The organism is Streptomyces sp. NPDC099050, assembly GCF_044759865.1.
Classification (GTDB): Bacteria; Actinomycetota; Actinomycetes; order Streptomycetales; family Streptomycetaceae; genus Streptomyces.
This window is the reverse complement of the sequence record NZ_JBIWAE010000011.1, coordinates 26,556-52,505: the sequence shown is the minus strand read 5'-3', so window position 1 is coordinate 52,505 and position 25,950 is coordinate 26,556. Positions and strand designations below refer to the sequence as shown.

The 25,950-nt window shown below is 70.6% G+C and carries 22 protein-coding genes, 1 tRNA gene and 1 pseudogene; 12 read left to right on the top strand and 12 right to left on the bottom strand.

Annotation, left to right across the window (positions count from 1 at the left end):
* Positions 1–53 precede the first annotated feature (53 nt).
* Positions 54–653 (bottom strand): DUF2617 family protein, encoded by a 600-nt coding sequence (locus ACIQV3_RS19765; RefSeq protein ID WP_403713698.1) that lies wholly within the window; start codon positions 651–653, stop codon positions 54–56.
* Between the two features lie 764 nt (positions 654–1,417).
* On the opposite strand from ACIQV3_RS19765, the gene ACIQV3_RS19760 reads away from it, so the two are divergent.
* Together ACIQV3_RS19760 and ACIQV3_RS19755 are read left to right on the top strand one after the other, a co-directional pair.
* A complete protein-coding gene (locus tag ACIQV3_RS19760; protein WP_403713697.1) occupies positions 1,418–2,602 on the top strand; it encodes a pyridoxal phosphate-dependent aminotransferase in 1,185 nt (394 codons plus the stop codon).
* A 123-nt stretch (positions 2,603–2,725) separates the two neighbouring features.
* Positions 2,726–3,919 (top strand): mannosyltransferase family protein, encoded by a 1,194-nt coding sequence (locus tag ACIQV3_RS19755; RefSeq protein WP_403713696.1) that lies wholly within the window; start codon positions 2,726–2,728, stop codon positions 3,917–3,919.
* A gap of 34 nt (positions 3,920–3,953) precedes the next feature.
* Here ACIQV3_RS19755 and ACIQV3_RS19750 read toward each other — a convergent pair whose 3' ends face one another.
* Complete coding sequence (locus ACIQV3_RS19750) at positions 3,954–4,508, bottom strand: YbjN domain-containing protein (RefSeq protein ID WP_403713694.1); 555 nt, start codon at positions 4,506–4,508, stop codon at positions 3,954–3,956.
* A 120-nt stretch (positions 4,509–4,628) separates the two neighbouring features.
* Between ACIQV3_RS19750 and ACIQV3_RS19745 the strand changes: the two genes are divergently transcribed.
* Positions 4,629–5,186 (top strand): hypothetical protein, encoded by a 558-nt coding sequence (locus ACIQV3_RS19745; RefSeq protein WP_403713693.1) that lies wholly within the window; start codon positions 4,629–4,631, stop codon positions 5,184–5,186.
* Between the two features lie 61 nt (positions 5,187–5,247).
* Here ACIQV3_RS19745 and clpB read toward each other — a convergent pair whose 3' ends face one another.
* On the bottom strand, positions 5,248–7,833 hold the full coding sequence (gene clpB / locus ACIQV3_RS19740) for an ATP-dependent chaperone ClpB (RefSeq protein WP_403713692.1): 2,586 nt from the start codon (positions 7,831–7,833) through the stop codon (positions 5,248–5,250).
* 99 nt (positions 7,834–7,932) lie between these two features.
* Here clpB and ACIQV3_RS19735 point away from each other — a divergent pair, with 99 nt between their 5' ends.
* Complete coding sequence (locus ACIQV3_RS19735; RefSeq protein WP_403713691.1) at positions 7,933–8,379, top strand: pyridoxamine 5'-phosphate oxidase family protein; 447 nt, start codon at positions 7,933–7,935, stop codon at positions 8,377–8,379.
* Positions 8,380–8,563: 184 nt separating this feature from the next.
* Here ACIQV3_RS19735 and ACIQV3_RS19730 read toward each other — a convergent pair whose 3' ends face one another.
* Positions 8,564–8,875 carry a (2Fe-2S)-binding protein gene (locus ACIQV3_RS19730; RefSeq protein WP_403713689.1) on the bottom strand — a complete coding sequence of 104 codons (312 nt, stop codon included), beginning with the start codon at positions 8,873–8,875 and terminating at the stop codon, positions 8,564–8,566.
* 288 nt (positions 8,876–9,163) lie between these two features.
* On the opposite strand from ACIQV3_RS19730, the gene ACIQV3_RS19725 reads away from it, so the two are divergent.
* Entirely contained in the window at positions 9,164–10,198 is a 1,035-nt protein-coding gene (locus tag ACIQV3_RS19725; RefSeq protein ID WP_403713687.1) for a helix-turn-helix transcriptional regulator, read from the top strand.
* 168 nt (positions 10,199–10,366) lie between these two features.
* Here ACIQV3_RS19725 and ACIQV3_RS19720 read toward each other — a convergent pair whose 3' ends face one another.
* From ACIQV3_RS19720 to dnaK, 4 genes are read right to left on the bottom strand one after another with little or no spacing between them, the layout of a single operon-like run.
* Positions 10,367–10,819, bottom strand: a complete 453-nt coding sequence (locus ACIQV3_RS19720) for a heat shock protein transcriptional repressor HspR (protein ID WP_403713685.1) — start codon at positions 10,817–10,819, stop codon at positions 10,367–10,369.
* 1 nt (position 10,820) lies between these two features.
* On the bottom strand, positions 10,821–12,008 hold the full coding sequence (dnaJ, locus tag ACIQV3_RS19715; RefSeq protein WP_403713684.1) for a molecular chaperone DnaJ: 1,188 nt from the start codon (positions 12,006–12,008) through the stop codon (positions 10,821–10,823).
* Between the two features lie 60 nt (positions 12,009–12,068).
* Positions 12,069–12,746 carry a nucleotide exchange factor GrpE gene (gene grpE, locus ACIQV3_RS19710; protein ID WP_403713683.1) on the bottom strand — a complete coding sequence of 226 codons (678 nt, stop codon included), beginning with the start codon at positions 12,744–12,746 and terminating at the stop codon, positions 12,069–12,071.
* The gene (dnaK, locus tag ACIQV3_RS19705; RefSeq protein ID WP_403713682.1) at positions 12,746–14,593 is read right to left on the bottom strand and encodes a molecular chaperone DnaK; all 1,848 of its coding nucleotides are present in this window, start codon (positions 14,591–14,593) and stop codon (positions 12,746–12,748) included. Before dnaK ends, grpE begins: the two co-directional genes overlap by 1 nt.
* 184 nt (positions 14,594–14,777) lie before the next feature.
* Here dnaK and ACIQV3_RS19700 point away from each other — a divergent pair, with 184 nt between their 5' ends.
* Positions 14,778–15,338: a sugar transferase gene (locus ACIQV3_RS19700; protein WP_403713681.1), complete on the top strand. Its 561-nt coding sequence runs from the start codon at positions 14,778–14,780 to the stop codon at positions 15,336–15,338.
* Positions 15,339–15,525: 187 nt separating this feature from the next.
* Complete coding sequence (locus ACIQV3_RS19695; RefSeq protein ID WP_403713680.1) at positions 15,526–18,144, top strand: (Fe-S)-binding protein; 2,619 nt, start codon at positions 15,526–15,528, stop codon at positions 18,142–18,144.
* 111 nt (positions 18,145–18,255) lie between these two features.
* On the opposite strand, the gene ACIQV3_RS19690 is transcribed toward ACIQV3_RS19695, so the two are convergent.
* The gene (locus tag ACIQV3_RS19690; RefSeq protein WP_403713679.1) at positions 18,256–19,326 is read right to left on the bottom strand and encodes a hypothetical protein; all 1,071 of its coding nucleotides are present in this window, start codon (positions 19,324–19,326) and stop codon (positions 18,256–18,258) included.
* 252 nt (positions 19,327–19,578) lie between these two features.
* Between ACIQV3_RS19690 and ACIQV3_RS19685 the strand changes: the two genes are divergently transcribed.
* The gene (locus ACIQV3_RS19685; RefSeq protein ID WP_403713678.1) at positions 19,579–20,517 is read left to right on the top strand and encodes a Yip1 family protein; all 939 of its coding nucleotides are present in this window, start codon (positions 19,579–19,581) and stop codon (positions 20,515–20,517) included.
* A 127-nt stretch (positions 20,518–20,644) separates the two neighbouring features.
* On the opposite strand, the gene ACIQV3_RS19680 is transcribed toward ACIQV3_RS19685, so the two are convergent.
* Together ACIQV3_RS19680 and dcd are read right to left on the bottom strand one after the other, a co-directional pair.
* Positions 20,645–21,157: a phosphoribosyltransferase gene (locus tag ACIQV3_RS19680; RefSeq protein ID WP_403713677.1), complete on the bottom strand. Its 513-nt coding sequence runs from the start codon at positions 21,155–21,157 to the stop codon at positions 20,645–20,647.
* Positions 21,154–21,741 (bottom strand): dCTP deaminase, encoded by a 588-nt coding sequence (dcd, locus tag ACIQV3_RS19675; protein WP_243330723.1) that lies wholly within the window; start codon positions 21,739–21,741, stop codon positions 21,154–21,156. Before dcd ends, ACIQV3_RS19680 begins: the two co-directional genes overlap by 4 nt.
* Before the next feature lie 455 nt (positions 21,742–22,196).
* Between dcd and ACIQV3_RS19670 the strand changes: the two genes are divergently transcribed.
* A tRNA-Gly gene (locus ACIQV3_RS19670) sits at positions 22,197–22,267 on the top strand.
* A 741-nt stretch (positions 22,268–23,008) separates the two neighbouring features.
* Entirely contained in the window at positions 23,009–23,713 is a 705-nt protein-coding gene (locus tag ACIQV3_RS19665; protein ID WP_403713676.1) for a restriction endonuclease, read from the top strand.
* 109 nt (positions 23,714–23,822) lie between these two features.
* On the opposite strand, the gene ACIQV3_RS19660 is transcribed toward ACIQV3_RS19665, so the two are convergent.
* The gene (locus ACIQV3_RS19660; RefSeq protein ID WP_403713675.1) at positions 23,823–24,392 is read right to left on the bottom strand and encodes a TerD family protein; all 570 of its coding nucleotides are present in this window, start codon (positions 24,390–24,392) and stop codon (positions 23,823–23,825) included.
* 176 nt (positions 24,393–24,568) lie between these two features.
* Here ACIQV3_RS19660 and ACIQV3_RS19655 point away from each other — a divergent pair, with 176 nt between their 5' ends.
* Entirely contained in the window at positions 24,569–24,979 is a 411-nt protein-coding gene (locus ACIQV3_RS19655; RefSeq protein ID WP_403713674.1) for a BlaI/MecI/CopY family transcriptional regulator, read from the top strand.
* Between the two features lie 4 nt (positions 24,980–24,983).
* Positions 24,984–25,921: pseudogene (locus ACIQV3_RS19650) on the top strand (M56 family metallopeptidase).
* Positions 25,922–25,950: the final 29 nt, after the last annotated feature.

The following is a 25,950-nucleotide window of genomic DNA, read 5'->3' as shown; positions in this document are numbered from 1 at the left end:
GCCCTCAAGATCCGTGAACCGCCGGGCGCCCCCAAGATCCGTAAGGAGGCGGCCTAGATCAGCACCGGCGCCTGCGCGCCCACCTGCGCGGCGCCCGCCGCACCCGCGCCCGCTGCGGCTCCCGCTCCCGCTCCCGCGCCCGCCGCGGACGCCCGTACGCCGACCCGGGTGCGCGTGGCCACCAACTGCCCTTCCTGCGGATACGCGTGCCAGGTCCGCCACCGGACCTGACCCTCGTACCGCTGCGCGAGCATGGCGGTGAAGGCGTGCGGGCTGCCGGGGAAGGTACCGGCGAGCCCGTTCGGGTGATCCGCGACCAGCGCGAGCAGTTCCTGCGCCCGCCCTGCGAAGGAGCCGCGCGAGAGGTTCTCGACGCGCGCGGCGAACTCGTACTCCCAGTCGCCGACGCGCTTGGCCACGCCGAGCGGAAGCGGGGTGCTGCTGCCGGGCATGCAGGCGACGGTCTCGGAGCAGAGCACGTCGCCCTCCTCCAGGAGCACCTGGTGGGAGGCGCCGAGCAGGCGCAACTCCACTTTCGCGCCACCCAGTTCGAGGTTCAGTACGGCCAGGGCGGGCAGCCGCTCCCGACCCAGGGCCCAGGCGAGATCGGCGGCACGCGTGTCGGTATAGGTGGTCTGGAGGGTCGTGAGCATGAGTCGGCTCCGCAAACGCGCGAGGGAGATGGGCCGGGGCCCGCCAGCGGTAGTCAACGGGTGGGGGACACCGGCACGGGTCCACAGGAAGTCCAGGGAGGTCCGAGGACTGGTCTACTCAACCGAGGGAATCATGAAAGGCACGGCACTCACAGCGTTTTTACCCAAGTTGCAGGGGTTTACATCCCCTCGGGGGCTACACAGTTCACGTGTTCAATCACATGCCGCCCGTACGCCGTAATGCGCGGCCGTGACGTCCGAACAAGAAGACGCCCGACGGAAGTTGTGCCCGGCGGGCGCCTCACGTATGCGGGACGCGGTACGAAGGGTGGTCCGGCGTCGAAAGCCATGGATCCCATGGCTCCATGCTGCCCCGTGTCAGCTGGAACCGCATCCTCCGCCGCCGCCGCAGGACGAGGACGACGAACTACAGCTGGACGACGAGGAGCCGCACGAGGAGGAGTGGCCCGAGGAGCCGCCCCCGGCCCACCAGCCCGCACCACCACCGGCGGCGGCGGCGCTGCCGCCCCCGCGGTCACCCCGGCCACCCCGGCCGCCTCCGGCCTTGACCGCCACCACGACGATCACCACGACCACCGCCACGAAGATCACTATTCCGAGGATCATCCCCCGACCCCTCTCTGCTCCCCCGGTTCCCCGGGGTGCGGGATCCCCTTCGTCCCGCGTGCTGGGGGGATGCCCGCGCCCTGCGCGGCCCAAAGCACACTTGAGCAAGTCCAGAGCTTCCCCGCAGGATTGCGCCCATGAGCGATCCCGAACGCACCAACGGCCCCGCCCGCCCCTTCCTCAACCGCAAGCTGGCGGCCTTCGGCACCACGATCTTCGCGGAGATGTCCGCCCTGGCCACCGCCACGGGATCGATCAACCTCGGCCAGGGCTTCCCCGACACCGACGGCCCCGCCGAGATCGCCGAGGCGGCGGCCCGCGCGATCCGCGACGGCCGGGGCAACCAGTACCCGCCGGGCCCCGGCGTTCCGGAGCTGCGTACCGCGATCGCCGCGCACCAGCAGCGCTTCTACGGCCTGGCCTACGACCCGGACACCGAGGTGCTCGTCACCGCCGGGGCCACCGAGGCCATCGCCGCCTCGCTCCTGGCCCTGCTGGAGCCGGGAGACGAGGTCATCGCCCTGGAGCCCTTCTACGACTCCTACGCCGCCTGCATCGCCATGGCCGGGGCCGTCCGGGTGCCGCTGACCCTGCGCGCCCCGGACTTCCGCCTCGACGTGGACGCGCTGCGCGCGGCGGTCACCCCCCGCACCCGCCTCCTGCTCCTGAACACCCCGCACAACCCGACGGGCACCGTCCTGAACCCCGCCGAGCTGGCCGCGGTCGCCGAGCTGGCCGTCTCCCGCGACCTGCTGGTCATCACGGACGAGGTGTACGAGCACCTGGTCTTCGAGGGCGTCCACACCCCGCTGGCGAGCCTGCCGGGCATGCGCGAGCGCACGGTCACCATCTCCTCCGCCGGCAAGAGCTTCTCCTTCACGGGCTGGAAGGTCGGCTGGGTGACGGGGACGCCCGAGCTGGTCACGGCCGTCCGCTCGGCGAAGCAGTTCCTGACGTACGTGTCCTCAGGCCCGTTCCAGTACGCCATCGCCGAGGCCCTCGCCCTGCCCGACGCGTACTACGACTCCTTCCGCGCGGACCTGGCCGCCAAGCGCGACCTCCTCTCCGACGGCCTCGCGGCGGCGGGCTTCGAGGTGTTCCGCCCGCAGGGCACCTACTTCGTCACCACCGACATCACCCCCCTCGGCGAGCGGGACGGCCTGGCCTTCTGCCGGGCCCTGCCGGAGCGCTGCGGGGTGGTGGCCATCCCGAACCAGGTCTTCTACGACGACAAGGCCGCCGGCGCCTCCCACGTCCGCTGGGCCTTCTGCAAGCGCACCGACGTCCTGGAGGAGGCGGTGGAGCGGCTGCGGCGGCTCTGAGCCGGGTGCACGCGGAAAGCGGACAAGCCGCCGCCGATCCCGGGGCCCGGCGGACCCGTCGACGTAGGGTTTCCCCATCGTGGCGGCTCCGACCGGGGGCGGGCCCCCAGAAAGTCGGGACGCATGGCGACGCAAATGCTGTCGAACGGCACGCTGTCGAACGGCACGCGGTCCGGGCGGCGCACCGGCCGGGCCGGCCGGGTTCCGGGGGTCTTCCTCGCGCTCGGGGTGTACGCGGCCGTGCGCGGGGCCGGGGTGCTGGCGGTGGCCGTGGCGGCCTGGTGGAGCGGGCGCAGCCCCCTGCGGGTGCTCGGGGAGTCCTGGGACTCCGTCTGGTACCTGCGGATCGCCGAGCACGGCTACGGCCGGACCCAGGTCTATCCCGGCATCGGGTCCGTGCAGAGCGACTCCGCGTTCTTCCCGCTGTACCCCGTCCTGATCCGCTGCGCCTCCCTCGTGCTGCCCGGCTCGCTGACCGTCGCCGCGCTGGCCGTCGCCTGGATCGCCGCGGGCGCGGCCGCCGCGGGGGTGTACCGGGTCGGGGCGCACCTGCTCGGGGCCCGCGCCGGGGTGCTGCTCGTCGCGCTGTGGGCCGCGCTGCCGCACGCCCTCATGCTGACGCTCGCCTACACCGAGGCCCTGCTGACCGCCTTCGCCGCCTGGGCCCTGTACGCGCTGCTGCGCGGCCGCTGGGGGTGGGCGGCGGGGCTCGCCGTCCTCGCGGGGCTGACCCGGCCCACCGGGATCGCGGTCGCCGCGGCCGTGACGGCGGCCGCCGCGTACGAGATCTGCCGGCGGCGGGGCCGGGCGCCCGCGCGGGTGTGGGCAGCCGGGCTGGCCGCTCCCGCGGGCTGGGCCTCGTACGTCCTGCTCGTCGGCGTGCACCGGGGGGATCCGCTCGGCGGCTACTTCGCCGTCCAGAGCGGCTGGGGCTCGCGCTTCGACTTCGGCGCCGGGGCGCTGCGCTCCGCCCGGCACGCCCTGGGCTCGCCCGGCCAGGTGGAGCTCGCCACGATCGTGACGGTGGTCCTGCTGGTGGCGGCGCTGGTGCTCGCCGGGCTGCTGGCGGCCGACCGGCGGATACCGCTGCCGCTGCTCGTGTACACGGGCGTGCTGCTGGTGATGACCTACGGCGGCGCCGGCTTCTTCGAATCGAAGCCGCGCTTCCTGCTGCCCGCGTTCGCGCTGCTGCTGCCGGCGGCGGCCCTCATGGCGAAAGCCCGGCCGCGCACCGCGGTCGTGGTGACCGGGGTGCTGGCCGGGCTCTCGTACGCGTACGGGCCGTACCTGCTGCTCGCGTCCGGGGTGGCGCCGTAGGCGTGCCGCCGCGAGGCCGCGAGGCCGCGAAGACCTAGTTGGTCCCGCTGTCGCCGCCCTCTTCGCCGTCCTTCTGGTCGGCCGCCGAGTCGACTTCCTTCTCCAGGCCGAACTGCTCGACGAGCCACTTGTCGAACTCGATCGACGCGCGGACCCAGCTGACCGTGGAGGACACGAAGTGCTCCAGGTTCACGCCGGTGCCGATCAGCATCTGCGCCTCGCCGATCAGGCGGACGGAGCCGTCGTCGTGCGTGTGGCTGTAGACCTTGGGCCACAGCGTGCGGCGGTTCCAGTCGTCGATCGACTCGAGGAGCTGGGGCTTCTCGTCGATCTTGTGCGGGCGGTCGTAGAACGTCCGCACGGAGAAGACCTGCTGCTCGTCCTCGCCGCGGAACATGAAGTACGTGCGGAAGTCCTCCCACGGCGCCGCGAGGTCACCCTCGTCGTCGACGACGTACTTGAGCTCCATCTGCTCCAGGAGCTGCTTGACCAGGTCCTGGTCGGGGACGACGGGGCCCGCCGGTCCAGTGGCCTGCGGATCGGGCTGCTGCCCTCCGAAGTTCGGAATCGAGGCCGGGTCGATGCTCACCGTGTGACTTCCCTTCGTGCGGATGCCGCCATCCTCCCCCATCGCGCCCACCCCGTGTCCACCCCGGCAGCCACGATCCGCTCCGGGCGGACAGGCGTAGGGCGCCCGTAAGGGGGATGGATGGCCATTCAAGGGAGTTTGCGCGTACTCGCGATCTCGGTGACGGCCGTGTCGGCGATCGGCGTAGGCGGGGCGATCTGGCTGGCGACGGACCTGAGCGGCTGGGGCGGGCCCGGAGGAGGCCCCGCGAATCGGGCGGAGGTCCCTTGCGCACAAGCCCTGGCGTTCGCCCGCGGAAGCCTGCCGGCCGGGGCCCGGGAGGGGCAGTGCGAGCGGCTCGACTGGCTGGACACCGAGATGCGTGGGTCCTTCCGGATGGAACGCGACGCCGTCGACGCATGGCTGGCCGGCACCTTCCCCCCGGGGACGGCCGGGACCTCCTGCCCCGCCGGCCAGGGCGCGCAGGTCCCGCCGGCAGCGTGGTGCCGCAGCGTCGACTACGCCGAACCGGTGGCCGGCTCGGCGCGGTACCTGAAGATCCGCGTAATCCCGGAGGCGGGAGCCTCCGAGGCCGCAGCCGCAGCCGCTTCGCCCGCCGCGTCCCCCGTCACGTCCCCCGTCACGGTCCTGGTCGGGTTCGAGGCCTCCGACGTACGAGGGGCCCCGGAGAGGTCTTAAGTACCCCGGGGCTCCCGGGGCTCCCGGGCCCCCCGGGGCCCCCAGCGCCCTTCGCGGGGCGTCAGAGCAGCTTGCCCACCAGGAGGTCGTCGCCCGCCACCGATACCCGGACGGTGTCGCCGTCGCGGACCTCGCCCGCGAGGATCTCCTTGGCCAGGCGGTCGCCGATGGCCGTCTGGATCAGGCGGCGCAGGGGGCGGGCGCCGTACGCCGGGTCGTTGCCCTTGTCCGCCAGCCAGGCCAGGGCCTCGGGGGTGACGTCCAGGATCAGGCGGCGTTCGGCCAGGCGCTTGGCCAGGCGGCCGATCTGGAGCTCGGCGATGTGGGCCAGCTCGGCCCCGCTCAGGGAGGAGAAGACCACCAGGTCGTCCAGGCGGTTGAGGAACTCCGGCTTGAAGGAGGCCCGCACCACGTCCAGGACCCGGGCCTTCTTCTCGTCCACACCTGTGGACGGATCCGTCAGGAACTGCGATCCCAGGTTCGAGGTCAGGATCAGGATCGTGTTGCGGAAGTCCACCGTGCGGCCCTGACCGTCCGTGAGGCGGCCGTCGTCGAGGACCTGGAGCAGGACGTCGAAGACCTCGGGGTGGGCCTTCTCGACCTCGTCCAGGAGGACGACGCTGTACGGGCGGCGCCGGACGGCCTCCGTGAGCTGGCCGCCCTCCTCGTAGCCCACGTACCCGGGCGGGGCGCCGACGAGGCGGGCCACGCTGTGCTTCTCGCCGTACTCCGACATGTCGATGCGGATCATGGCCCGCTCGTCGTCGAAGAGGAAGTCCGCGAGGGCCTTGGCCAGCTCCGTCTTGCCCACGCCCGTGGGCCCGAGGAAGAGGAACGAGCCGGTCGGCCGGTCCGGGTCCGCGATGCCCGCGCGGGTGCGGCGCACGGCGTCGGAGACGGCGCGCACGGCCTCGCCCTGGCCGATCAGGCGGCGGCCCAGCTCCTCCTCCATGCGGAGCAGCTTCTGGGTCTCGCCCTCCAGGAGGCGGCCGGCCGGGATGCCCGTCCAGGCGCCGACCACGTCCGCGATGTCGTCGGGGCCGACCTCGTCCTTGACCATCGTGTCCTTGGAGACCTCCGCCTCGGCCTCGGTGGCGTCCACGAGCTCCCGCTCCAGGGCCGGGATCTCCCCGTAGAGCAGCTGGGAGGCGGTGTCGAAGTCCCCGTCGCGCTGGGCGCGCTCGGCCTGGCCGCGCAGGTCGTCCAGGCGCTCCTTGAGCTCGCCGACCCGGTTGAGGGACTGCTTCTCCTTCTCCCAGCGGGCGGTGAGGCCCCGCAGGTCCTCCTCCTTGTCCGCGAGGTCCTTGCGGATCTTCTCCAGGCGCTCGCGCGAGGCCGGGTCGGACTCGTTGTTCAGGGCCAGCTCCTCCATGCGCAGGCGGTCGACCGAGCGCTGGAGCTCGTCGATCTCCAGCGGCGAGGAGTCGATCTCCATCCGGAGCCGGGACATGGACTCGTCGACGAGGTCGATGGCCTTGTCCGGCAGGAAGCGGGAGGTGATGTAGCGGTCGGAGAGGGTGGCGGCGGCGACGAGCGCACTGTCGTTGATGACGACCTTGTGGTGGGCCTCGTAGCGGCCCTTGAGCCCGCGCAGGATCGCGATGGTGTCCTCGACGCTCGGCTCCGCCACCAGCACCTGCTGGAAGCGCCGCTCCAGCGCCGGGTCCTTCTCGATCCGCTCGCGGTACTCGTCGAGGGTGGTCGCGCCGACCATGCGCAGTTCACCGCGGGCCAGCATGGGCTTGAGCATGTTGCCCGCGTCCATGGAGGAGTCCCCGCCGGCGCCCGCGCCGACGACGGTGTGCAGCTCGTCGATGAAGGTGATGATCTGGCCGTCGCTGGACTTGATCTCCGAGAGGACCGTCTTGAGCCGCTCCTCGAACTCGCCGCGGTACTTGGCGCCGGCCACCATCGCGCCGAGGTCCAGGGAGACCAGCCGCTTGTTCTTCAGGGACTCGGGGACGTCGCCCTTGACGATGCGCTGGGCCAGGCCCTCGACGACGGCCGTCTTGCCGACGCCGGGCTCGCCGATGAGCACCGGGTTGTTCTTCGTCCGGCGCGAGAGCACCTGGACGACGCGGCGGATCTCGTGGTCGCGGCCGATGACGGGGTCGAGCTTGCCCTCGCGGGCGGCCGCCGTGAAATCGGTGCCGAACTTCTCCAGGGCCTTGTACTGGCCCTCGGGGTCGGGGGTGGTCACCCGCCGCCCTCCTCTTGCTTTTTCGAAGGCCTCGCGCAGCTTCTTGGCGGTCGCGCCCTGGGCGGAAAGGAGCTCGCCGGCCGCGCCGCCCTTGGCGGCGAGGGCGATGAGTAGGTGTTCGGTGGAGAGGTACTCGTCGCCGAGCTTCCCGGCCTGCGCGTCGGCCTCGGCCAGTACGGCGAGCAGCTCGCGGGTGGGCTGCGGGGGCGCGACCGTGGAGCCCGTGACGCTGGGCAGGGCGGCGAGCAGCCGCTCCGCTCCGGCACGTACGGCGGCCTGGTCGGCGTCGGTCGCGGCGAGCAGGTCGGTGATGTTCTCGTTGTCCTCGCCGGCGAGCAGCGCCAGCAGCAGGTGCGCGGGCGTCAGGTCGGCGTGCCCGTCCTTGACGGCCCTGGTCGTGGCCGCGTTCAGCGCGTCCCGGCTCCGGTTGGTCAGCTCGGCATCCACGTGCGCCTTCTCCCTTCCTCTCCTGTGTGTGCTTTACATGAGTAACCTGCACAAAGTTGAGTCTATTCCACTCAAGGTGGAGGGACGTACCCTTCGCGCATGTCGACTCCCAGCCCGGCCGGCACGGCCCGCCCGACCCAAGACGTACTCAACCCGACGCCGGACTACCTCGCCTTCTGGCGGGAGCGGCACATCTGCACGCTGACCACCCACCGCCCCGACGGCAGCCCGCACGTGGTCCCGGTGGGCGTGACCTACGACCCGGAGGCCGGGCTGGCACGGGTGATCAGCAACAAGCACAGCAAGAAGGTCCGCAACGTGCTGGCGTCGCAGGGCGGCCCGCAGGGCGGGGCCCGGGTGGCGGTGTGCCAGCTGGAGGGGCGGCGCTGGGCGACCCTGGAGGGCCGCGCGGTGGTCCGTACGGACGAGGCCTCGGTCGCGGAGGCGGTACGCCGCTACGCGGAGCGGTACGGGCGGACGCCCTCGCCGAACCCGGACCGGGTGGTCGTGGAGATCAGCCTGGAGCGGGCGATGGGGCGCGCGTAGTCGCGCATGTCCCCGTCGGCCACGTCCCGTTCGGTCACGTCCCCTTCGGCCACGTCCCGTTCGACTACGTCCGGTTCAAGCACTGGACACGAACATCACAGCGGCGCCATCGTGGTCAGGTCCACGATGGCGCCGCTGTGTGGGGGGTAGCACCTGAGCGATCTGCGACGACAGGGGAATCGCTTCAGGCACTGCGGGGGGTGGCGGCGGAGTCGGGTTCGAAAAGTTGGTGGTCACGCTGGTCCAGATTGACGAAGACCATGCCGTACCGGATCTCGCAGCGGACGGGCTGCGGCGCGCCCCGGGGACGACGCAGACAGCGGTAGGCGCGGACGTCCTCGTCCTCTTCCCGCACCACGATGACGGGCTGGCCGAAGAGGGTGACCTTCAGCGAGTCACCTGCGTAAGGAATGGCACTGGTGAGATCGATGAACTGCCAGCCGGAGCGGTATGCCGATGCCATTTCACGGCGGAATCCGTGGTCGTCGGGGGTCATCAGGAAACCTGCGCATGCGCAGGGATGGTGTCCCAGCCGAAGTCGTTCCCGGCCTTCTTCTCGACGGGCGCACTCGCACCGGTACCAGCGCTTCCCGTGTCCCCGTTGACAGCGGCGACTGCCCCAAAAATCGCGGCGACGGAGAAAACAACGGCAAGCGCCGAGCGAAGCATTCTCTTATACATGGTCGGCTTCGTCCTCACTTGATGGAATCTTCTCCCCCGCACTGACAGACGATGGCTCATTCAGGCACGTCAGTGCCACAGGGACGATGCATCATGTTCTTACATGTTCAGGACCCTGGGGGGTGGAGATTTGCCGCAGAGCACAACAAACCCGACACATCACCACCCCGTCACGGAGATGTGCGCCGAAGGAACCCGGCTCTACGCAGCGGCCCTGAGCACCGGCCGCGTCGCCCGCGGTGAAGTGAAGAACGCCCCCTGCCTGCTCGAATTCGCTCTGCTGCGCCCCGACCCGGACGACGCGAACCAGCTGCGCGCGGTTCCCCCGTCCGTCGCCCTCGCCCAACGGCTCCACCCGATCGAACGCGAGATCCAGGACCGCCGGCGGACCGCCGTGGATCTCACCGACGCGTTCGAGCCGTTCCTCGCCCTCAGCGCCCGGAGCCCCGCCAACACCCACGCCATCACGGTGCTGGAGGGATTCGACCAGATCAACGCCGCCATCGACCTGGCCACCTCCGAGTGTCACACCGAGGCCCTGACCGTCCAGCCGGGTGGCGCACGGCCGATGTTCAGCCTCAGCCAGTCCCTGGAGCGCGCCTCGCCGATGATCGACCGCGGGGTGAAGATCCGTACGCTCTACCAGCACACCGTGCGGCACAGCCAGGGCACGCTCGCCTACGTGGACAGGATCTCGACGGGCAAGGTCGAGATCCGCACGCTGGAGGAACTCATCGAGCGTCTCATGATCTTCGACCGTACCGTGGCCTTCATCCCCGCGAGCCATGATCGGCGCGTCGCCCTGGAACTGCGGCACCCGGGGCTGATCGAGTACCTCATCAAGGTGTTCGAGCAGCTGTGGCGCAGGGCCGTACCCCTGAACGACAAGGTCACGTACACGCACAGCCCGGACGGGATCTCCGGCGTGCAGCGCTCCATCGCCCACCTCCTCATCGAGGGGCACGTCGACGAGGCCATCGCCCGGCGCCTGGGCATGAACGTGCGCACCTGCCGCGCGCACATCGCCAAACTGGCCACCGCCCTGGGCAGCGGCAGCAGGGCCCAGCTGGGATACCTCATCGCCGAGTCCGGCATCCTGCACGACTCGGGCCCCGCGGACGCCGAGGGCCTGCCCTAGGCCCCGCCGAGGGCTCGGACGGGCCCCGCGGACGCCGAGGGCCTGCCCTAGGCCCCGCCGAGGGCTCGGACGGCCCGCGGGGCGGATGCGGACGGCGGACGCACGCGGAGGCCCCGCCCAGGCCCTGCGTGAAGGGTTCGGGCGGGGCCTCTGTGCGCATGCGCCGGATCAGCCCAGCGGCCGCTTCGGCGTCGGGCGCCAGACGACCAGGGCGCTGCCCGGCTGCGGAGCCTGGTACGGGACCAGGTCGCGCCGGTACGAGGCGTGCACCTGGGCCTCGCGCTGCTGGAGGACGGCGGCGGCGCCGTCGACGGCCGTCGAGAGCTCGGCCACGCGCTGCTGGAGCGCGGCGACCTGGTTCTCCAGTTCGATGATCCGCTTGATGCCGGCCAGGTTGATGCCCTCTTCCTGGGACAGCGCCTGCACCGTGCGGAGCAGTTCGATGTCACGGGCCGAGTAGCGCCGGCCGCGCCCGGCCGTACGGCCCGGGGAGACCAGGCCGAGGCGGTCGTACTGGCGCAGCGTCTGCGGATGCAGGCCCGAGAGCTGGGCGGCCACCGAGATCACGTAGACCGGGGTCTCGTCGGTGAGCTGGTACTGGCTCCTACGGCGGCCGTCCATGTCATGCTCCCTTCGCGGACTCGAACAGCGCGGAGCGCGGGTCCTCGGACTCCGTCGCCTCGCGGTACAGCTCCATGGCCTCGCGGGCCTTGTCGTTCAGCTCGGTCGGAACCGCGACCTCCACCGTGACGAGCAGGTCGCCGCGGGTGCCGTCCTTGCGGAGCGCTCCCTTGCCGCGGGCCCGCATCGTGCGGCCGCCGGGGGTGCCCGGGGGCAGCTTCAGCGTCACCGAGGGGCCGTTCAGGGTCGGGACCTTGATGTCGGCTCCCAGGGCCGCCTCCGCGAACGTCACCGGAACGGTCACCGTGAGGTTGTCGTCCTTGCGGCCGAAGACCGGGTGCGCGTCCACGTGCACGACCACGTACAGGTCTCCGGCCGGGCCGCCGCGCTCGCCCGGAGCTCCCTTGCCGCGCAGCCGGATCCGCTGGGAGTCGGAGACCCCCGCCGGGATCCGGACCTGCATGGTGCGGGAACTGCGGGCCCGCCCGCTGCCCTTGCAGATGTCGCACGGGGTCTCGGCGATGAGGCCGCGGCCCTTGCAGTCCGCGCAGGGGTCGGTCAGCGAGAAGCCGCCGCCGCTGCCGCGGGACACCTGGCCGGTGCCGACGCAGGTCGGGCACACGCGGGGCGTGCCGTTCTTGTCGCCGGTGCCCGAACAGGCCTTGCAGGGGGACTGCGAGGACATCCGGAGCGGGACCGTGGCCCCGTCCACCGCCTCCGTGAAGGAGAGGGTGACCTCCGACTCGATGTCCTGGCCGCGGCGCGGCTGGGTACGGGTGCCCGCACCCGCGCCGGCGCCGCCACGGTTGAACAGGCCGCCGAAGACGTCGCCCAGTCCGCCGCCGCCGAAGCCGCCGGCCGCGCCGCCCTGCTGCTGGCCTCCGAAGAGGTCGCCGAGGTCGAAGTTGAACGAGCCGCCGCCCCCGCCGGGACCGGGGCGGAAGCCGCCGTTCCCGAACAGGGCGCGGGCCTCGTCGTACTCCTTGCGCTTCTTCGCGTCACCGAGGATGTCGTTCGCCTCGGAGATCTCCTTGAAGCGCTCCTCGGCCGAGGTGTCGCCCTTGTTGGCGTCCGGGTGGAACTCACGGGCGAGCTTCCGGTACGCCTTCTTGATCTCGGCCTCGGTGGCGTCCTTCGGGACACCGAGAACCTTGTAGTAGTCCTTCTCGACGAAGTCCTTCGTGCTCATCCCCGGTGTCCCTCCTCTCGCGCTTCTTCTTCTACGTGTCGTGCAAAGGGCGCCGCAGCGTCAGCCCTTGTCGGGGGCATCCGCGTCCTTGTCCGACGCCGACTCGCCCTCCGCCGCCTCGGACTTCGGCGCCGCGCCCGGCTGGGGCTCGGCCACCGCGACCCGCGCGGGACGGATCGTGCGCTCGCCGATCCGGTACCCCGGCTGCAGGATCGCCACGCAGGTGTCCTCTGTGACGTCCGGCGCGTACGAGTGCATCAGGGCCTCGTGGATCGTCGGGTCGAAGGGCTCGCCCTCCTTGCCGAACTGCTGCAGGCCCATCTTCGCCGCGGCGGTCTCCAGCGATTCGGCCACCGACTTGAAGCCGCCGACCAGCTCGCCATGTTCCCGCGCCCGGCCGATGTCGTCCAGGGTCGGGAGGAGTTCCGTCAGGAGGGACGCGACCGCGATCTCCTTGACGGCGATCCGGTCCCGCTCCACCCGGCGGCGGTAGTTCTGGTACTCCGCCTGGAGGCGCTGGAGGTCCGCGGTGCGCTCGCCGAGCGCGGTACGGGCCTGGTCCAGCTGGGCCAGGAGAGCGATTTCCTGGACGCCCTGTGCTGCTGCGGAGTCCCCGGCCGGGGCCGCGGCCTCCTCCTTGGAGGAAGCTGCGGCCTTCGGCTCGGCGGCGTCGTCGTCAGGCGTGCCGTCGGCGGGGACTTCGGGCTTCTCGTCGAAGCCCGGGGTCTCCTCCGACATCAGGCAGCGCCGCCCTTCGGCTTCTCGTCGTCCACGATCTCGGCGTCGACGACGTCGTCGTTGGCGTCGGCCTGGCCGGCGTCACCGGTCGGCGCGCCACCGGCGGCCTGGGCACCGGCGTCGGCGTAGATCGCCTGGCCGAGCTTCTGGCTGACGGCACCGAGCTTCTCGGTCGCGGTGCGGATCTCGGCGGCGTCCTCGCCCTTGAGCTTTTCCTTCAGCTCGGCGATGGAGGCCTCGACCTCTTCCTTGACGTCGGCCGGGACCTTGTCCTCGTTGTCCTTGACGAACTTCTCCGTCTGGTAGACGAGCTGCTCGCCCTGGTTGCGGGACTCGGCCGCCTCCTTGCGGCGGGAGTCCTCGTCCGCGTACTGCTCCGCCTCCTGGCGCATGCGGTCGACCTCGTCCTTGGCGAGGGAAGAGCCGCCGGTGACGGTCATCTTCTGCTCCTTGCCAGTGCCCAGGTCCTTGGCAGTGACGTGCATGATGCCGTTCGCGTCGATGTCGAAGGAGACCTCGATCTGCGGGACGCCACGCGGGGCCGGCGGCAGGCCGGTCAGCTCGAACATGCCGAGCTTCTTGTTGTACGCCGCGATCTCTCGCTCGCCCTGGTAGACCTGGATCTGCACGGACGGCTGGTTGTCCTCGGCCGTCGTGAAGATCTCGGACCGCTTGGTCGGGATCGTGGTGTTGCGCTCGATGAGCTTGGTCATGATGCCGCCCTTGGTTTCGATACCCAGGGACAGCGGGGTCACGTCGAGGAGCAGGACGTCCTTGACCTCACCCTTGAGAACGCCCGCCTGGAGGGTCGCGCCGAGGGCGACGACCTCGTCCGGGTTGACGCCCTTGTTGGCGTCCTGACCGCCGGTGAGCTCCTTGACGAGCTCGGCGACGGCCGGCATGCGGGTGGAGCCGCCGACGAGGACCACGTGGTCGATCTCGGACAGGTTGATGCCCGCGTCCTTGATGACGTTGTGGAACGGCGCCTTGCAGCGGTCGAGCAGGTCCGCGGTGAGCTGCTGGAACTGCGAGCGCGTGAGCTTCTCGTCCAGGTGCAGCGGGCCCTCGGCGGAGGCCGTGATGTAGGGCAGGTTGATCGAGGTCTCCGTGGAGGAGGACAGCTCGATCTTCGCCTTCTCGGCGGCCTCGCGCAGGCGCTGGAGCGCCATCTTGTCCTTGGCCAGGTCGACGCCGTGACCGTTCTGGAACTGCTTCACCAGGTAGTCGACGACGCGCTGGTCCCAGTCGTCGCCACCGAGGTGGTTGTCACCGTTGGTGGCCTTCACCTCGACGACGCCGTCGCCGATCTCGAGGAGCGACACGTCGAAGGTGCCGCCACCGAGGTCGAAGACGAGAATGGTCTGGTCGTCCTTGTCGAGGCCGTAGGCCAGGGCGGCGGCAGTCGGCTCGTTGACAATGCGCAGGACGTTCAGGCCCGCGATCTCGCCGGCCTCCTTCGTCGCCTGGCGCTCGGAGTCGTTGAAGTAGGCCGGGACGGTGATGACCGCGTCCGTGACCTTCTCGCCCAGGTACGCCTCGGCGTCGCGCTTCAGCTTCTGCAGGATGAAGGCGCTCATCTGCTGCGGGTTGAAGTCCTTGCCATCCAGGTTGATCTTCCAGTCAGTGCCCATGTGGCGCTTGACGGAGCGGATGGTCCGGTCCACGTTCGTGACCGCCTGGCGCTTGGCCACCTCGCCGACGAGGACCTCGCCGTTCTTGGCGAAGGCGACGACGGACGGCGTGGTCCTGGCGCCTTCGGCGTTGGTGATGACGGTGGGCTCTCCGCCTTCCAGAACGCTGACGACGGAGTTAGTGGTGCCCAGGTCGATGCCGACCGCACGTGCCATTTTGATTCCTCCAGCTGACTTGAGTGGAACAGACTCAAGAGTGCATCACGGCTCCGACCGTGTCAACAGAGGTGAGTCGAGGGGACTCAACCTTTAGGCTGCGCTTACGCTCAGGGGCGCCATTCGGGGCACCACGGCCGCGCGGCACCCGCACTCCGCCGGAGGCGTACGGCACCGTGCTGGCATGCACAAGCTGCTCGCGCTCCCCGCCCGGCCGGGGCCATGGCCGTGGCCCTGGCCCTGGCCCCGGCAGGCCAGGCCGTCGGCCAAGCGGGTGCTCGACCTCACCGGAGCGGCGCTCCTGCTCGGGGTGCTCCTCGTACCGCTGCTGCTGGCCGCCGGACTGCTGTACGCGACCCAGGGCGCGGGCGTCCTCGTACGGGAGCCGGCCGCGGGCCTGGCCGGGCGGCCCTACCGGGCGTGGCGGCTGCGCGTCGGCAAGGGCCGGGCCGGGGCGGCGCTGGAGCGGTACGCCCTGGACGGACTGCCGCAGCTGCTCAACGTGGTGCGGGGCGAGATGTCGCTGGTCGGGCCACGACCCGGGAACAGCACGTCGGACCGGCCCGAGCGGCTCCTCGTACGGCCCGGGATGACCGGGCTGTGGCAGGTGAGCGCGCGTTCGGACCTACCGTGGGAGGAGATGGACCTGCTGGACCGGCACTACGTGGAGAACCACTGGCTGGGGATGGACCTGGCGATCCTCGCGCAGACCCCGCGGGCGGCCTGGCGGCACGGGCGGCCCTGAAGCGGAGCCCGGGCGGGGACCCGGCGGTGAGGCGGCGGGGGCCCCTGCGGGGACGCGACCCGTCACGGCGGGGGCGAGCGACGCAGATCACCGCGCGCTCGGCTACATTGCGGCGTCGGGACTGGGTAACCTCAAGCCTTGACTGGATAAGTTACCGCTTAGTAAGTGCCGCCCGAGGAGCCCTCCCATGCAACTCGCCGCGATCATCGTGTCGCTGGTCCTGACCGTGGTCGGCGTCGCGCTGCTCGCCCGAGCCGTGGCGCAGATCTACCGTTTCGTGAAGCTCGGACAGCCCGTACCGGCAGGCAGCCGCACGGACGACCCGAAATCCCGAACGATCACCCTGACCCGGGAGTTCCTCGGCCACAGCCGGATGAACCGCTGGGGCCTCGTCGGCTTCGCCCACTGGTTCGTCGCCATCGGCTTCCTGACGCTGCCGCCGACGCTGGTGCAGGCGTACGGCCAGCTCTTCCAGGCCGACTGGATGCTGCCGGTCATCGGCGGCTTCCTGCCGTTCGAGCTCTACATCGAGTTCATCGGCCTGATGACCGTGGTCGGCATCCTCGTCCTGATGGGGATCCGCCTCGCGTCGCTGCCCTCGCGGGCCGGCCGCAAGTCCCGCTTCGCGGGCTCGAAGGCCTGGCAGGCGTACTTCGTCGAGTACATCATCCTGACCATCGGCCTCGCGATCCTGTGCCTGCGCGGCCTCGAAGGCGCGATCCACCACGTGGACTCGTACGAGCCGGCGTACTTCGTCTCGTACCCGCTGGTGCTGGCCTTCAAGGGCATGTCGCTCGGCGCGCTGCAGAACGCCATCTACTTCACCGCGATGATCAAGATCGGCACCTCGTTGATCTGGATGATCGTCGTCTCGCTGAACACCAACATGGGTGTGGCCTGGCACCGCTTCCTCGGCTTCCCGAACATCTGGTTCAAGCGGAACGCGGACGGCGCGGTCGCGCTGGGCGCGCTCCAGCCCATGACCAGCGGCGGCAAGGTCATCGACTTCGAAGACCCGGGCGAGGACGACGTCTTCGGCGTCTCGCAGGTCGAGCAGTTCTCGTGGAAGGGCATCCTCGACTTCTCCACGTGCACGGAGTGCGGCCGCTGCCAGTCGCAGTGCCCGGCCTGGAACACGGGCAAGCCCCTCTCCCCCAAGCTCCTGATCATGTCGCTGCGCGACCACGCGCACGCCAAGGCCCCGTACCTGCTGGCCGGCGGCGGCAAGGACATGGAGGGCAACGAGAAGGCGACGCCCGAGCAGCTCGCCAACGTCCCGGCGGCGGCTCTGGCCGAGGCCGAGCGCCCGCTGATCGGCACGGCCGAGGAGAACGGGGTCATCGACCCCGACGTCCTGTGGTCCTGCACGAGCTGCGGCGCGTGCGTCGAGCAGTGCCCGGTGGACATCGAGCACATCGACCACATCGTCGACATGCGGCGCTACCAGGTGATGATCGAGAGCGCGTTCCCGTCGGAGGCGGGCACGATGCTCAAGAACCTGGAGAAGAAGGGCAACCCCTGGGGCCTCGCGAAGAAGCAGCGCGTCGAGTGGACCAAGGAGGTGGACTTCGAGGTCCCGATCATCGGCAAGGACGCGGAGGACCTCTCCGAGTTCGACTACCTCTACTGGGTCGGCTGCGCCGGCGCCCTGGAGGACCGGGCCAAGAAGACCACGAAGGCCTTCGCGGAGCTGCTGAACATCGCGGGCGTCAAGTTCGCGATCATGGGCGGCGACGAGAAGTGCACCGGTGACTCCCCGCGCCGCCTGGGCAACGAGCCGCTCTTCCAGCAGCTCGCGCAGGAGAACGTCGCGATGCTGAACATGGCGTTCGGCGAGGACGACGAGGACGAGTCGACGCGGAAGCCGAAGTCGGCGAAGCGGATCGTCTCCACCTGCCCGCACTGCTTCAACACCATCGCGAACGAGTACCCGCAGCTGGGCGGCGAGTACGAGGTCATCCACCACACGCAGCTGCTCCAGCACCTGATCGACGAGGGCCGCCTCACGCCGGTGACCCCGGTCGACGGGCTGATCACGTACCACGACCCGTGCTACCTGGGCCGGCACAACAAGGTCTACACGCCGCCGCGCGAGATCATGTCGGCCGTGCCGGGCCTGCGCCAGCAGGAGATGCACCGCCACAAGGAGCGGGGCTTCTGCTGTGGCGCCGGTGGCGCGCGGATGTGGATGGAGGAGCGGATCGGCAAGCGCATCAACAACGAGCGCGTCGACGAGGCCCTGTCCCTGAACCCGGACATCGTCTCCACCGCCTGCCCCTTCTGCCTCGTCATGCTCACCGACTCGGTGAACGGCAAGAAGAACGACGGCCAGGCGAAGGAACACGTCACGGTGGTCGACGTGGCGCAGCTGCTGCTGGACTCGGTGAAGACCCCGGAGCCGGTGGAACCGGAGCCGGAGCCCACGCCGGAGCCCACGCCGGAGCCCGAGCCCACGCCGGAGCCGGTGGCGAAGGCCGCGGCGGAGCAGAAGGCGGAGGCCGCCGCGAAGCCGAAGGCGGAGGCTGCGGCCGAGCCCAAGGCGGAGGCCGCCGCGAAGCCGAAGGCCGAGGCTGCGGCCGAGCCCAAGGCGGAGGCCGCCGCGAAGCCGAAGGCCGAGGCCCCGGCCGAGCCCAAGGCCGAGGCCGCCGCGAAGGCGGAGACCCCGGCCAAGACCGCGGAGCCCGCGCCGAAGGCGGAGGCAGCAGCCGAGGCCCCGGCCAAGGCCGAAGCGCCCGCGCCCAAGGCTGCGACGGAGGCGGAGGCGGAAGCCCCCGTGGAGCCGGCGACCGACGCCGAGGCGAAGTAGCCCGTAGCCCCCGGCCAGCAGCCCGCACAGCACCGAACGCCGGAGCGGCCCGCCCCCACAAGGGGCGGGCCGCTCCGGCGTTCTCGGTCGGTCGGTCGGTCCGGTCCGGGGTCAGGACTGGTGTGACGACCGGCTGCGGCGCAGCATCGCGAAGCCGAGGCCCGCGGCGCCCACCGCCGCCATGCCCCCGCCGGCGGCGAGCAGCAGCGTGCCGTCGGCGTCGGCGGACACCGGCGCGACGCCCTCCGCACCGGCCTTCACACCGCCCTTCGGCACGACCCGCTCGACGGCCTTCTCCTCGACCGGCTTGGCGACCGGCTTGGCGACCGGCTTCGCGACCGGCTTCGCGACGGGCTTCGCGTCCTTGCCTCCCCTGTCGACCTTGTACGTCTCGATCAGCTTGCCGCTGGCGAAGTCGTAGACCCAGCTGTCCCCGCCGCTGCCGCTCTTGCCGACCCGGCCGTCGATGACGACGAACTTCACGCGCTTGCCGTCCTGGACGAGCTTGTACGTCCAGCCCTCGTTCGTCGCGGTCGGGTGCTTCAGGTCGATCGTGCCGAGGAGGTTCCCGTTCGGCATCGAGAGCTCGACGCGCTTGCCGTTCGGGCCGTCGATCAGCCGCGCGTTGCGCCCGTCGGGCATGGCGACCTGGACGGAGTTCTCCTTCTTCTCCACCGGCTTCTCCACCGGCTTCTCCACCGGATTCGGCTTCTCGACCGGCTTGGTCGCGCCCTCGACCCACGAGGTGACGGTGCCGTTCGGCTGGAGGACCACGTGCAGCCCGTTGTTCTGGCCGGCGGCGGCCTTGCCGTCCTTGCTGACCAGGGTGTCCAGCTCGGTGCCGCCGGCGAAGATGTCGGCCTCGAAGTGGCCCTCACCGATCTTGTAGACCCTGGCGACCGATCCGTCGGCCAGCTTCACGGTCGTGACGTAGGCCCGGACGGAAGGCTTCACCGGCGGGGTGGTCGGCGGCGTGGTGGGAGGCGTGGTCGGCGGGACGCTCGGGTCCACCTGGGGCTGCTGCGGGTCCACGGACGGCTGCTCGGCGCCGGGCAGGACCTGCTGGTCCCCCGCCGCCGGGGAGTCCGCGAAGGCGGACCCCACCGGAAGGGCGAGGACGGCGGCCGCACCGGCCACGACGGCGGCGGTACGGAGGGAGGTACGACGGTGCGGGCTACGCATGACGGGGCTCTTCTCGGGCTCGTTCGTGCTTCGTGCTTCGTGGCGGTGGCTACGTCAACGACGCTACGGAGCAGGTATGTCCGTATTCCGTAGGAGATGTAACAGGCATCGGCAGACTGCCGCGCAGCCACGTAACCCACCCTGAGAAGCCCCTCCAGGTACCCCCTAGGGGATGTCACAGCTCAGCCGCAAAGGGGACTTCTTCCGCCGCCCCGGCCATCCACCCGCTCCGGAGCGGGTACTTTCGATCACGTGGCTGGATTCAGGATCGGACGCGGCCGGGACAACAACCGCACCCCGCAACAACCCCCGCGGCAGCAGCCGTACGGTCAGCAGCAGGCGCCCCAGGCGCCGCCGCCGTACGGCCAGCAGCCCTACTCACCCCAGCAGTGGCCGCAGCAGGCCGCCTCCGGGGGCCAAGGCGAGCCCGAATACTTCGACCCGCACGGCGGTCACGGCGGCCAGGGTCACGGCCAGGGACACGACTACGGCTCCGGCTACGGCTACGGCCATCCCCCCGCCCAGGGAGCCGGCGGCCCGGGCGACTCCCCGGGGTACACCCAGGCCTTCGCCATCGGCGAGGACCCGTACTCGTACAACCAGGGCGCGACCTACCAGGCGGGCGGGGCCCAGGACGCCGCCCCGACCGGTCCGCGGCTGCCGTGGAAGGACCTGCTCCGGGGCATCGTGACCCGCCCGGGCCAGACCTTCCTGCAGATGCGCGACTACGCCGTCTGGGGCCCGGCGCTGATCGTGACCTTCCTCTACGGAACGCTCGCGGTCTTCGGCCTCGACGACGCCCGCAAGGACGTCATCGACAGCCCCTTCTCCCAGGCCGTCCCGATCGTCCTCTCGGCGGGCGTGGCCTTCGTGATCTGCGGCCTGATCCTCGGAGCGGTCACCCACACCCTGGCCCGCCAGCTGGGCGGCGACGGGGCGTGGCAGCCGACGGTGGGCCTGTCGATGCTGGTCATGAGCCTGACGGACGTACCGCGCCTGCTGTTCGCCATGTTCCTGGGCGGCGACAACATGCTCGTCCAGATCCTGGGCTGGGCCACCTGGGTGGCGGCCGGCGCGCTCTTCGCCTCCCTGATCAGCAAATCGCACGACCTGCCGTGGCCCAAGGCCCTGGGCGCGTCGGCGATCCAGCTGATCGCCCTGCTGTCGATCATCAAGCTGGGCACGATCTAGCGCACGCGCGCAGGAGCGCAGGAGCGCAGGAACACGAAGGGGCCCGCCGCGCGAACACCGCGCGGCGGGCCCCTCTCACGTCGCTCTCACGTCGCTCTCACGTCGCTCTCACGTCTTCGGACGGGTCTCAGGCGTCGAGAACCTGTCCCTCACGCATCACCACGGGCGGTTGCGTCGACCACGGGAACTCGATCCACTCGTCGGTCTTCTTCCACACGTACTCGCACTTCACGAGCGAGTGGGACTTCTCGTAGATCACCGCGGACCGGACCTCGGCGACGTGCCCGAGGCAGAAGTCGTGCACCAGCTTGAGCGTCTTGCCGGTGTCGGCGACGTCGTCGGCGATCAGCACCTTCTTGTCGGTGAAATCGATCGCCTCGGGCACGGGCGCCAGCATGACCGGCATCTCCAGGGTGGTCCCCACCCCGGTGTAGAACTCCACGTTCACGAGGTGGATGTTCTTGCAGTCGAGCGCGTACGCCAGACCACCGGCGACGAAGACGCCGCCGCGGGCGATGCTCAGGATGATGTCGGGCTCGTAGCCGTCGTCGGCGATGGTCTGCGCCAGCTCGCGCACGGCCCGCCCGAACCCCTCGTAATCAAGGTTCTCACGCACTCCGCCACTCACTACGTCGCTCATGCCTCGTGCCTCACCTGGGTCCGGTGGAAGTTCTGGAAGGACCGCGAGGCCGTCGGGCCGCGCTGGCCCTGGTACCGCGATCCGTACCGCTCGCTCCCGTACGGGAACTCCGCGGGCGAGCTGAGCCGGAACAGACACAGCTGCCCGATCTTCATACCCGGCCAGAGCTTGATCGGCAGCGTGGCGAGGTTCGACAGCTCCAGCGTCACGTGCCCGGAGAACCCCGGGTCGATGAACCCGGCGGTCGAGTGGGTCACCAGCCCCAGCCGGCCGAGACTGGACTTCCCCTCCAGTCTGGAGGCGATGTCGTCGGGCAGCGAGATGACCTCGTAGGTCGACGCGAGCACGAACTCACCCGGGTGGAGGATGAACGCCTCGTCACCCTCGGGCTCGACCATCCGGGTCAGATCGGACTGCTCGACGGCGGGGTCGATGTGCGCGTACCGGTGATTCTCGAAGACCCGGAAGAACCGGTCGAGACGTACATCGATGCTGGAGGGCTGCACCATCGACTCGTCGAAGGGGTCGATGCGAACCCGTCCGCTGTCGATCTCGGCCCGGATGTCTTTATCAGAGAGAAGCACGCCCCGAGGATACGCAGAGCGCGCGGGCCGCCCCAATCGAGGCGGAATCCCGCGCGCCGGTGTCTACCGCTTCGGCGCCGCTCCCACGGGCACGGCGTGCCGCAGCCGCGCACAGCGCGGACACCGCAACAGCCGCCCCGGCCCGATCCGGCCGGCACCGAGGTGCTGCAGCGGGAACGAAGCGGTGCTGAACACGTGCCCTTCGGCACAACGGACGACGGTGTGCTCCATCGAGTCCCTTTCCCCAACCAGCCGTACTGCGATGAATCGCCACATTAGGGGATGAACAAGACCCACTCCAGCCGCCGCTCCGCACACACAAGGTACGCCCCAACTCCCGCCCGCACGACCCTCCGTGCACCCCGCACGCGACACCACTCCCGGGACGAATTCACCAGGGGACGATCATGGGGTAGGGTGAGAAACGATAGCGCTCCAGGCAACTGGACGCCTACGCGGATGTAGTTTAATGGTAGAACATGAGCTTCCCAAGCTTATAGCGCGGGTTCGATTCCCGTCATCCGCTCTTGCAAGAAGGCGCAGGTCAGCGACCTGGGCCTTCTTCGTTGTCTAGACCCATCCGGCCTTGCCGTGCCCTCCGCGTGCCCCAACTCGCAGGAATGCCCTGCTCGGAGGGCCTTGCGTGCACCACTTGCACCACTCGGACGCGGAATCGTCTCGGATCGCGAGACGCATTGCATGTGCCCGCGCCACTTTGCCGCCCGGATTCGCATGTTCGCGACCCTGAAGCAAGCCCTCAACCACACCGCTTGCGCGGCCAAGTTGACGACGGCACGACACTCCTCCGATGCCACCGAAGGCGCTCCTTACCAAAGCCCAGGCGGGCCCACGCCGACTCAGCCGATGATCACCAGTGGTGACAAGTAGGTGACGCGTTGTCAGTGGTGGGTGCTTTCATGGGTCCGGTGCGCAGGGAGGCGCATCGCGACTGGTGGGGGGATACAGCTGTGCCCTGGATCAATGACTATTTCCGAGCAGACGGCACCCGGGTCAAAGGCCACATCCGGCTACCTGCCGGGGCCCGGCGGGAGACCGCGACGCTCGGCCTGATCGTCGCCGGAGTGATCGTCTTCGGGAACGGAACAACATCTGCGGGGGCCGGAGCAGGCTCGGGTCAGGAGTTACCCAGGCCGCAGTCGACGGTGGTCTACCCGATCAAGTGGCCGGCGTGGGAAAACCGCCCAGCACCCCAACCCATACCGACGGTCTCCTATCCGATCGTCTTCCCCAGCGCGGGGAACGGCAGGTGAGCCCCCGCCCACCCGCGAAGAGGCGCAGGCGCACCAGCACAGCGCGGCGCCGGAAGGCCACCGGCTCGGAGGAGCTGTGGCTCATCGGCCTGGCCGGCCTCGTGGCCCTCAGTGTCGTCGTGGCGGTGATGTCGTGGCTCGCGGCCCATCCCTGGGTTCTGGTACTCGGCCTCCTCGTAGCCGGTGCCGCGGGCGCGCTGTGGCTGCGCCGACGCCAGGAGGCCGCGCGATGGGACCAGGTCCGGGCCCAGGGCCTCCGCTACGCCGTCGAACACCTCGACAGCCTCCACCACAATGACTTCGAGTTCGCCGTACGGGACCTCATGCACCGCGACGGCTGCGCCGACGCGCAGAAGGTCGGCGGCCGGGGCGACAACGGCGCCGACGTCAAAGCCACCGACCCCTACGGCCGCCGCTGGGTGATCCAGTGCAAGCACCGCAAGGCCGGCTGGCAGGGGTCAGCGGTCGGCACCCCCGACCTCCAGGTCCTCAACGGCACCGGCCGCCAGATACACGGCGGCGACGTCCTCGTCATGCTCACCAACGGCCGCTTCTCCGGACCCGCACTCACCTTCGCCAAGTCCCAGCGCCTCCACCTCGTCGACCGCCACCTCCTCGCCCAATGGGCCAGCGGCTCGAGCCCCCTGTGGGAACTCCTCCACGCCGTCCCACCACCACGCAAACCCACCGCGCTGTCCTGACGAGGTCCGGTCCGCACTCGCCGCGGGGACAGTCGGGCAGCCGATACGGATGGCAAGGCCCGCGGCGGGCCGGACTGGACTTCCGGCCCGCCGGGTCTCAGCCGTCCGATCAGACGCCGAAGTCAGCGGTGATGCCGGCCAGGCCGGAGGCGTAGCCCTGGCCGACGGCGCGGAACTTCCACTCGTCGCCGCTGCGGTAGAGCTCACCGAAGATCATCGCGGTCTCGGTCGCGGCGTCCTCTGAGAGGTCGTAGCGGGCGAGTTCGGCGCCGCCGGCCTGGTTGACGACGCGGATGAAGGCGTTGCGGACCTGGCCAAAGCTGTGGCCGCGGGCGTCCGCGTCGTGGATGGAGACGGGGAACACGATCTTCTGGATGTCCGCCGGGACGGCGGCCAGGTCGACCTTGACGACCTCGTCGTCGCCTTCGCCCTCGCCGGTGAGGTTGTCGCCGGTGTGCTCGACGGAGCCTTCGGGGCTCTTCAGGTTGTTGTAGAAGACGAAGTGCCCGCTGGAGGGCACCTTGCCGGACTCCCCGACCAGCAGGGCGCTGGCGTCGAGGTCGTAGTCGGTGCCGGTGGTCGTGCGGACGTCCCAGCCCAGGCCGACCAGTACCGCGGTCAGGCCCGGAGCCTCCTTGCTCAGCGAGACATTGCCGCCCTTGGAAAGGCTCACACCCATGTCGCATCCCTCTCGTGGCCGAAGCCGGGTAGCCGGGTAGCAGAAACAGAAAACTACATTAATGTAGAAGTTGGGCTCGGTCGCGAGGGCGCGGCCGTGCTCTGCCGCGGACAGCCATCAGTACGATGAACCGCCCCGTGGAGGTAGACGGGGCCGGGCCACGGGAGGTTGACGGCATGACGGACCAGATCGACAGCAGCGCCGACGAGCCTTCCCGGCGCCGGGGGCAGGGCGAACTGGAGGCCCAGGTGCTGGCCGCGCTGCACCGGGCTCCGGGGCCGGCCAACGCGGGCTGGGTCCAGGAGCACCTGGGGAGCGGGCTCGCGTACACCACGGTGATGACCATCCTGACCCGGCTGCACGTCAAGGGTGCTGTCAGCCGCAAGCGGGCGGGCCGGTCCTTCGAGTGGACTCCGGTCGCGGACGAGGCCGGTCTCGCCGCGCTGCGCATGCGTAAGGTGCTGGACGCAGAGCCGGACCGGGAGGCCGTACTGACCAGCTTCGTCACCGCCCTCTCGGCCGGCGACGAGAGAGTGCTGCGGGACCTGCTGGCGCAGACGACGGAAGAAGGAGAAGGGGAGCGCTGACGCAATGGGGGTCTTCGTCTTCCTGCCGCTCGTCCTGCCCTTGACCGCCTGGCCCATCGCCCGCCTCGCCGAGCACCACCTCCACCCGCGCGCCGCCACCTGCTGCTCACCGCCGTCGCCGCCGTGCTCGCCGTGTGCAGCACGCTGTGTCTCGCGCTGCTGGTCGTGGTCGGTACCGCGCAGCTGCCGGGCAACCCGCTGCCGGACGGCTGGTCGGATCCCGAGGTGCGCGAGGCGGTGCCGTACGACGAGATCGCCGGCAAGGTCGCCATCCCCGCGCTGATCGCAGTGATCGCCTCGTGCGCGAGGGCGGCCTGGCAGCACCACCGGGTGTGTCTCCGCGCCGAGCAGGCGCTGAAGGGGCTGCCCGCCACGCCCGTGGTCGTCCTGCCCGACGAATCCCCGTACGCGTACGCCCTGCCGGGCAGGCGGGGGACCGGCAGGATCGTGGCCACGACCGGAATACTGGGGGCGCTCAGCGCACCCGAGCGCCGGGCCCTGTTCGCCCATGAACGCGCCCACCTCGCAGGGCAGCACCACCGGTTCCTGCTGACCGTGCAGCTGGCCGCGCGGGCGAACCCGTTCCTGCGGCCACTGCGCACCGCCGTGACGTACACCGCCGAGCGGTGGGCGGACGAGGAGGCGGCCGCTCGCGTCGGCAGTCGGCGCACCGTCGCGCGGGCGGTGGGCAAGGCCGCGCTGGTCTCCCGCGGCGCCCCGGTCGCGACGCTCGCGGGCTTCGCGGCCGCCGTGGGCCCTGTACCTCGACGGGTGGCCGCGCTGCTGGGGCCGGCCCCGGCAGCACGCCTGTGGCCGCCCGCCTTCACCGCCGTGGGTCTCGCCGCCTGGGGGGCCGCCGCCGGGACCACCATCTCAGCACTGTCCTCGGCGAACTCGGCGGTCACCTTGTTCTTCATCCTGCACGCCGCGACTCCGCTATGACCGGTGCCCGGGACGCCGAAGGCCAGGGT

Coding starts and splice junctions, on each gene's coding strand:
- dnaJ (WP_403713684.1), bottom strand. CDS start 12,008: ATGAGCACGAAGGACTTCGTCGAGAAGGACTACTACAAGGTTCTCGGT.
- ACIQV3_RS19720 (WP_403713685.1), bottom strand. CDS start 10,819: ATGGACGGCCGCCGTAGGAGCCAGTACCAGCTCACCGACGAGACCCCG.
- ACIQV3_RS19765 (WP_403713698.1), bottom strand. CDS start 653: ATGCTCACGACCCTCCAGACCACCTATACCGACACGCGTGCCGCCGAT.
- ACIQV3_RS19700 (WP_403713681.1), top strand. CDS start 14,778: ATGCACAAGCTGCTCGCGCTCCCCGCCCGGCCGGGGCCATGGCCGTGG.
- ACIQV3_RS19730 (WP_403713689.1), bottom strand. CDS start 8,875: ATGACCCCCGACGACCACGGATTCCGCCGTGAAATGGCATCGGCATAC.
- ACIQV3_RS19695 (WP_403713680.1), top strand. CDS start 15,526: ATGCAACTCGCCGCGATCATCGTGTCGCTGGTCCTGACCGTGGTCGGC.
- ACIQV3_RS19735 (WP_403713691.1), top strand. CDS start 7,933: ATGTCGACTCCCAGCCCGGCCGGCACGGCCCGCCCGACCCAAGACGTA.
- ACIQV3_RS19660 (WP_403713675.1), bottom strand. CDS start 24,392: ATGGGTGTGAGCCTTTCCAAGGGCGGCAATGTCTCGCTGAGCAAGGAG.
- ACIQV3_RS19760 (WP_403713697.1), top strand. CDS start 1,418: ATGAGCGATCCCGAACGCACCAACGGCCCCGCCCGCCCCTTCCTCAAC.
- ACIQV3_RS19655 (WP_403713674.1), top strand. CDS start 24,569: ATGACGGACCAGATCGACAGCAGCGCCGACGAGCCTTCCCGGCGCCGG.
- ACIQV3_RS19690 (WP_403713679.1), bottom strand. CDS start 19,326: ATGCGTAGCCCGCACCGTCGTACCTCCCTCCGTACCGCCGCCGTCGTG.
- ACIQV3_RS19755 (WP_403713696.1), top strand. CDS start 2,726: ATGGCGACGCAAATGCTGTCGAACGGCACGCTGTCGAACGGCACGCGG.
- ACIQV3_RS19725 (WP_403713687.1), top strand. CDS start 9,164: ATGTTCAGGACCCTGGGGGGTGGAGATTTGCCGCAGAGCACAACAAAC.
- grpE (WP_403713683.1), bottom strand. CDS start 12,746: ATGTCGGAGGAGACCCCGGGCTTCGACGAGAAGCCCGAAGTCCCCGCC.
- ACIQV3_RS19745 (WP_403713693.1), top strand. CDS start 4,629: ATGGCCATTCAAGGGAGTTTGCGCGTACTCGCGATCTCGGTGACGGCC.
- ACIQV3_RS19680 (WP_403713677.1), bottom strand. CDS start 21,157: ATGAGCGACGTAGTGAGTGGCGGAGTGCGTGAGAACCTTGATTACGAG.
- dnaK (WP_403713682.1), bottom strand. CDS start 14,593: ATGGCACGTGCGGTCGGCATCGACCTGGGCACCACTAACTCCGTCGTC.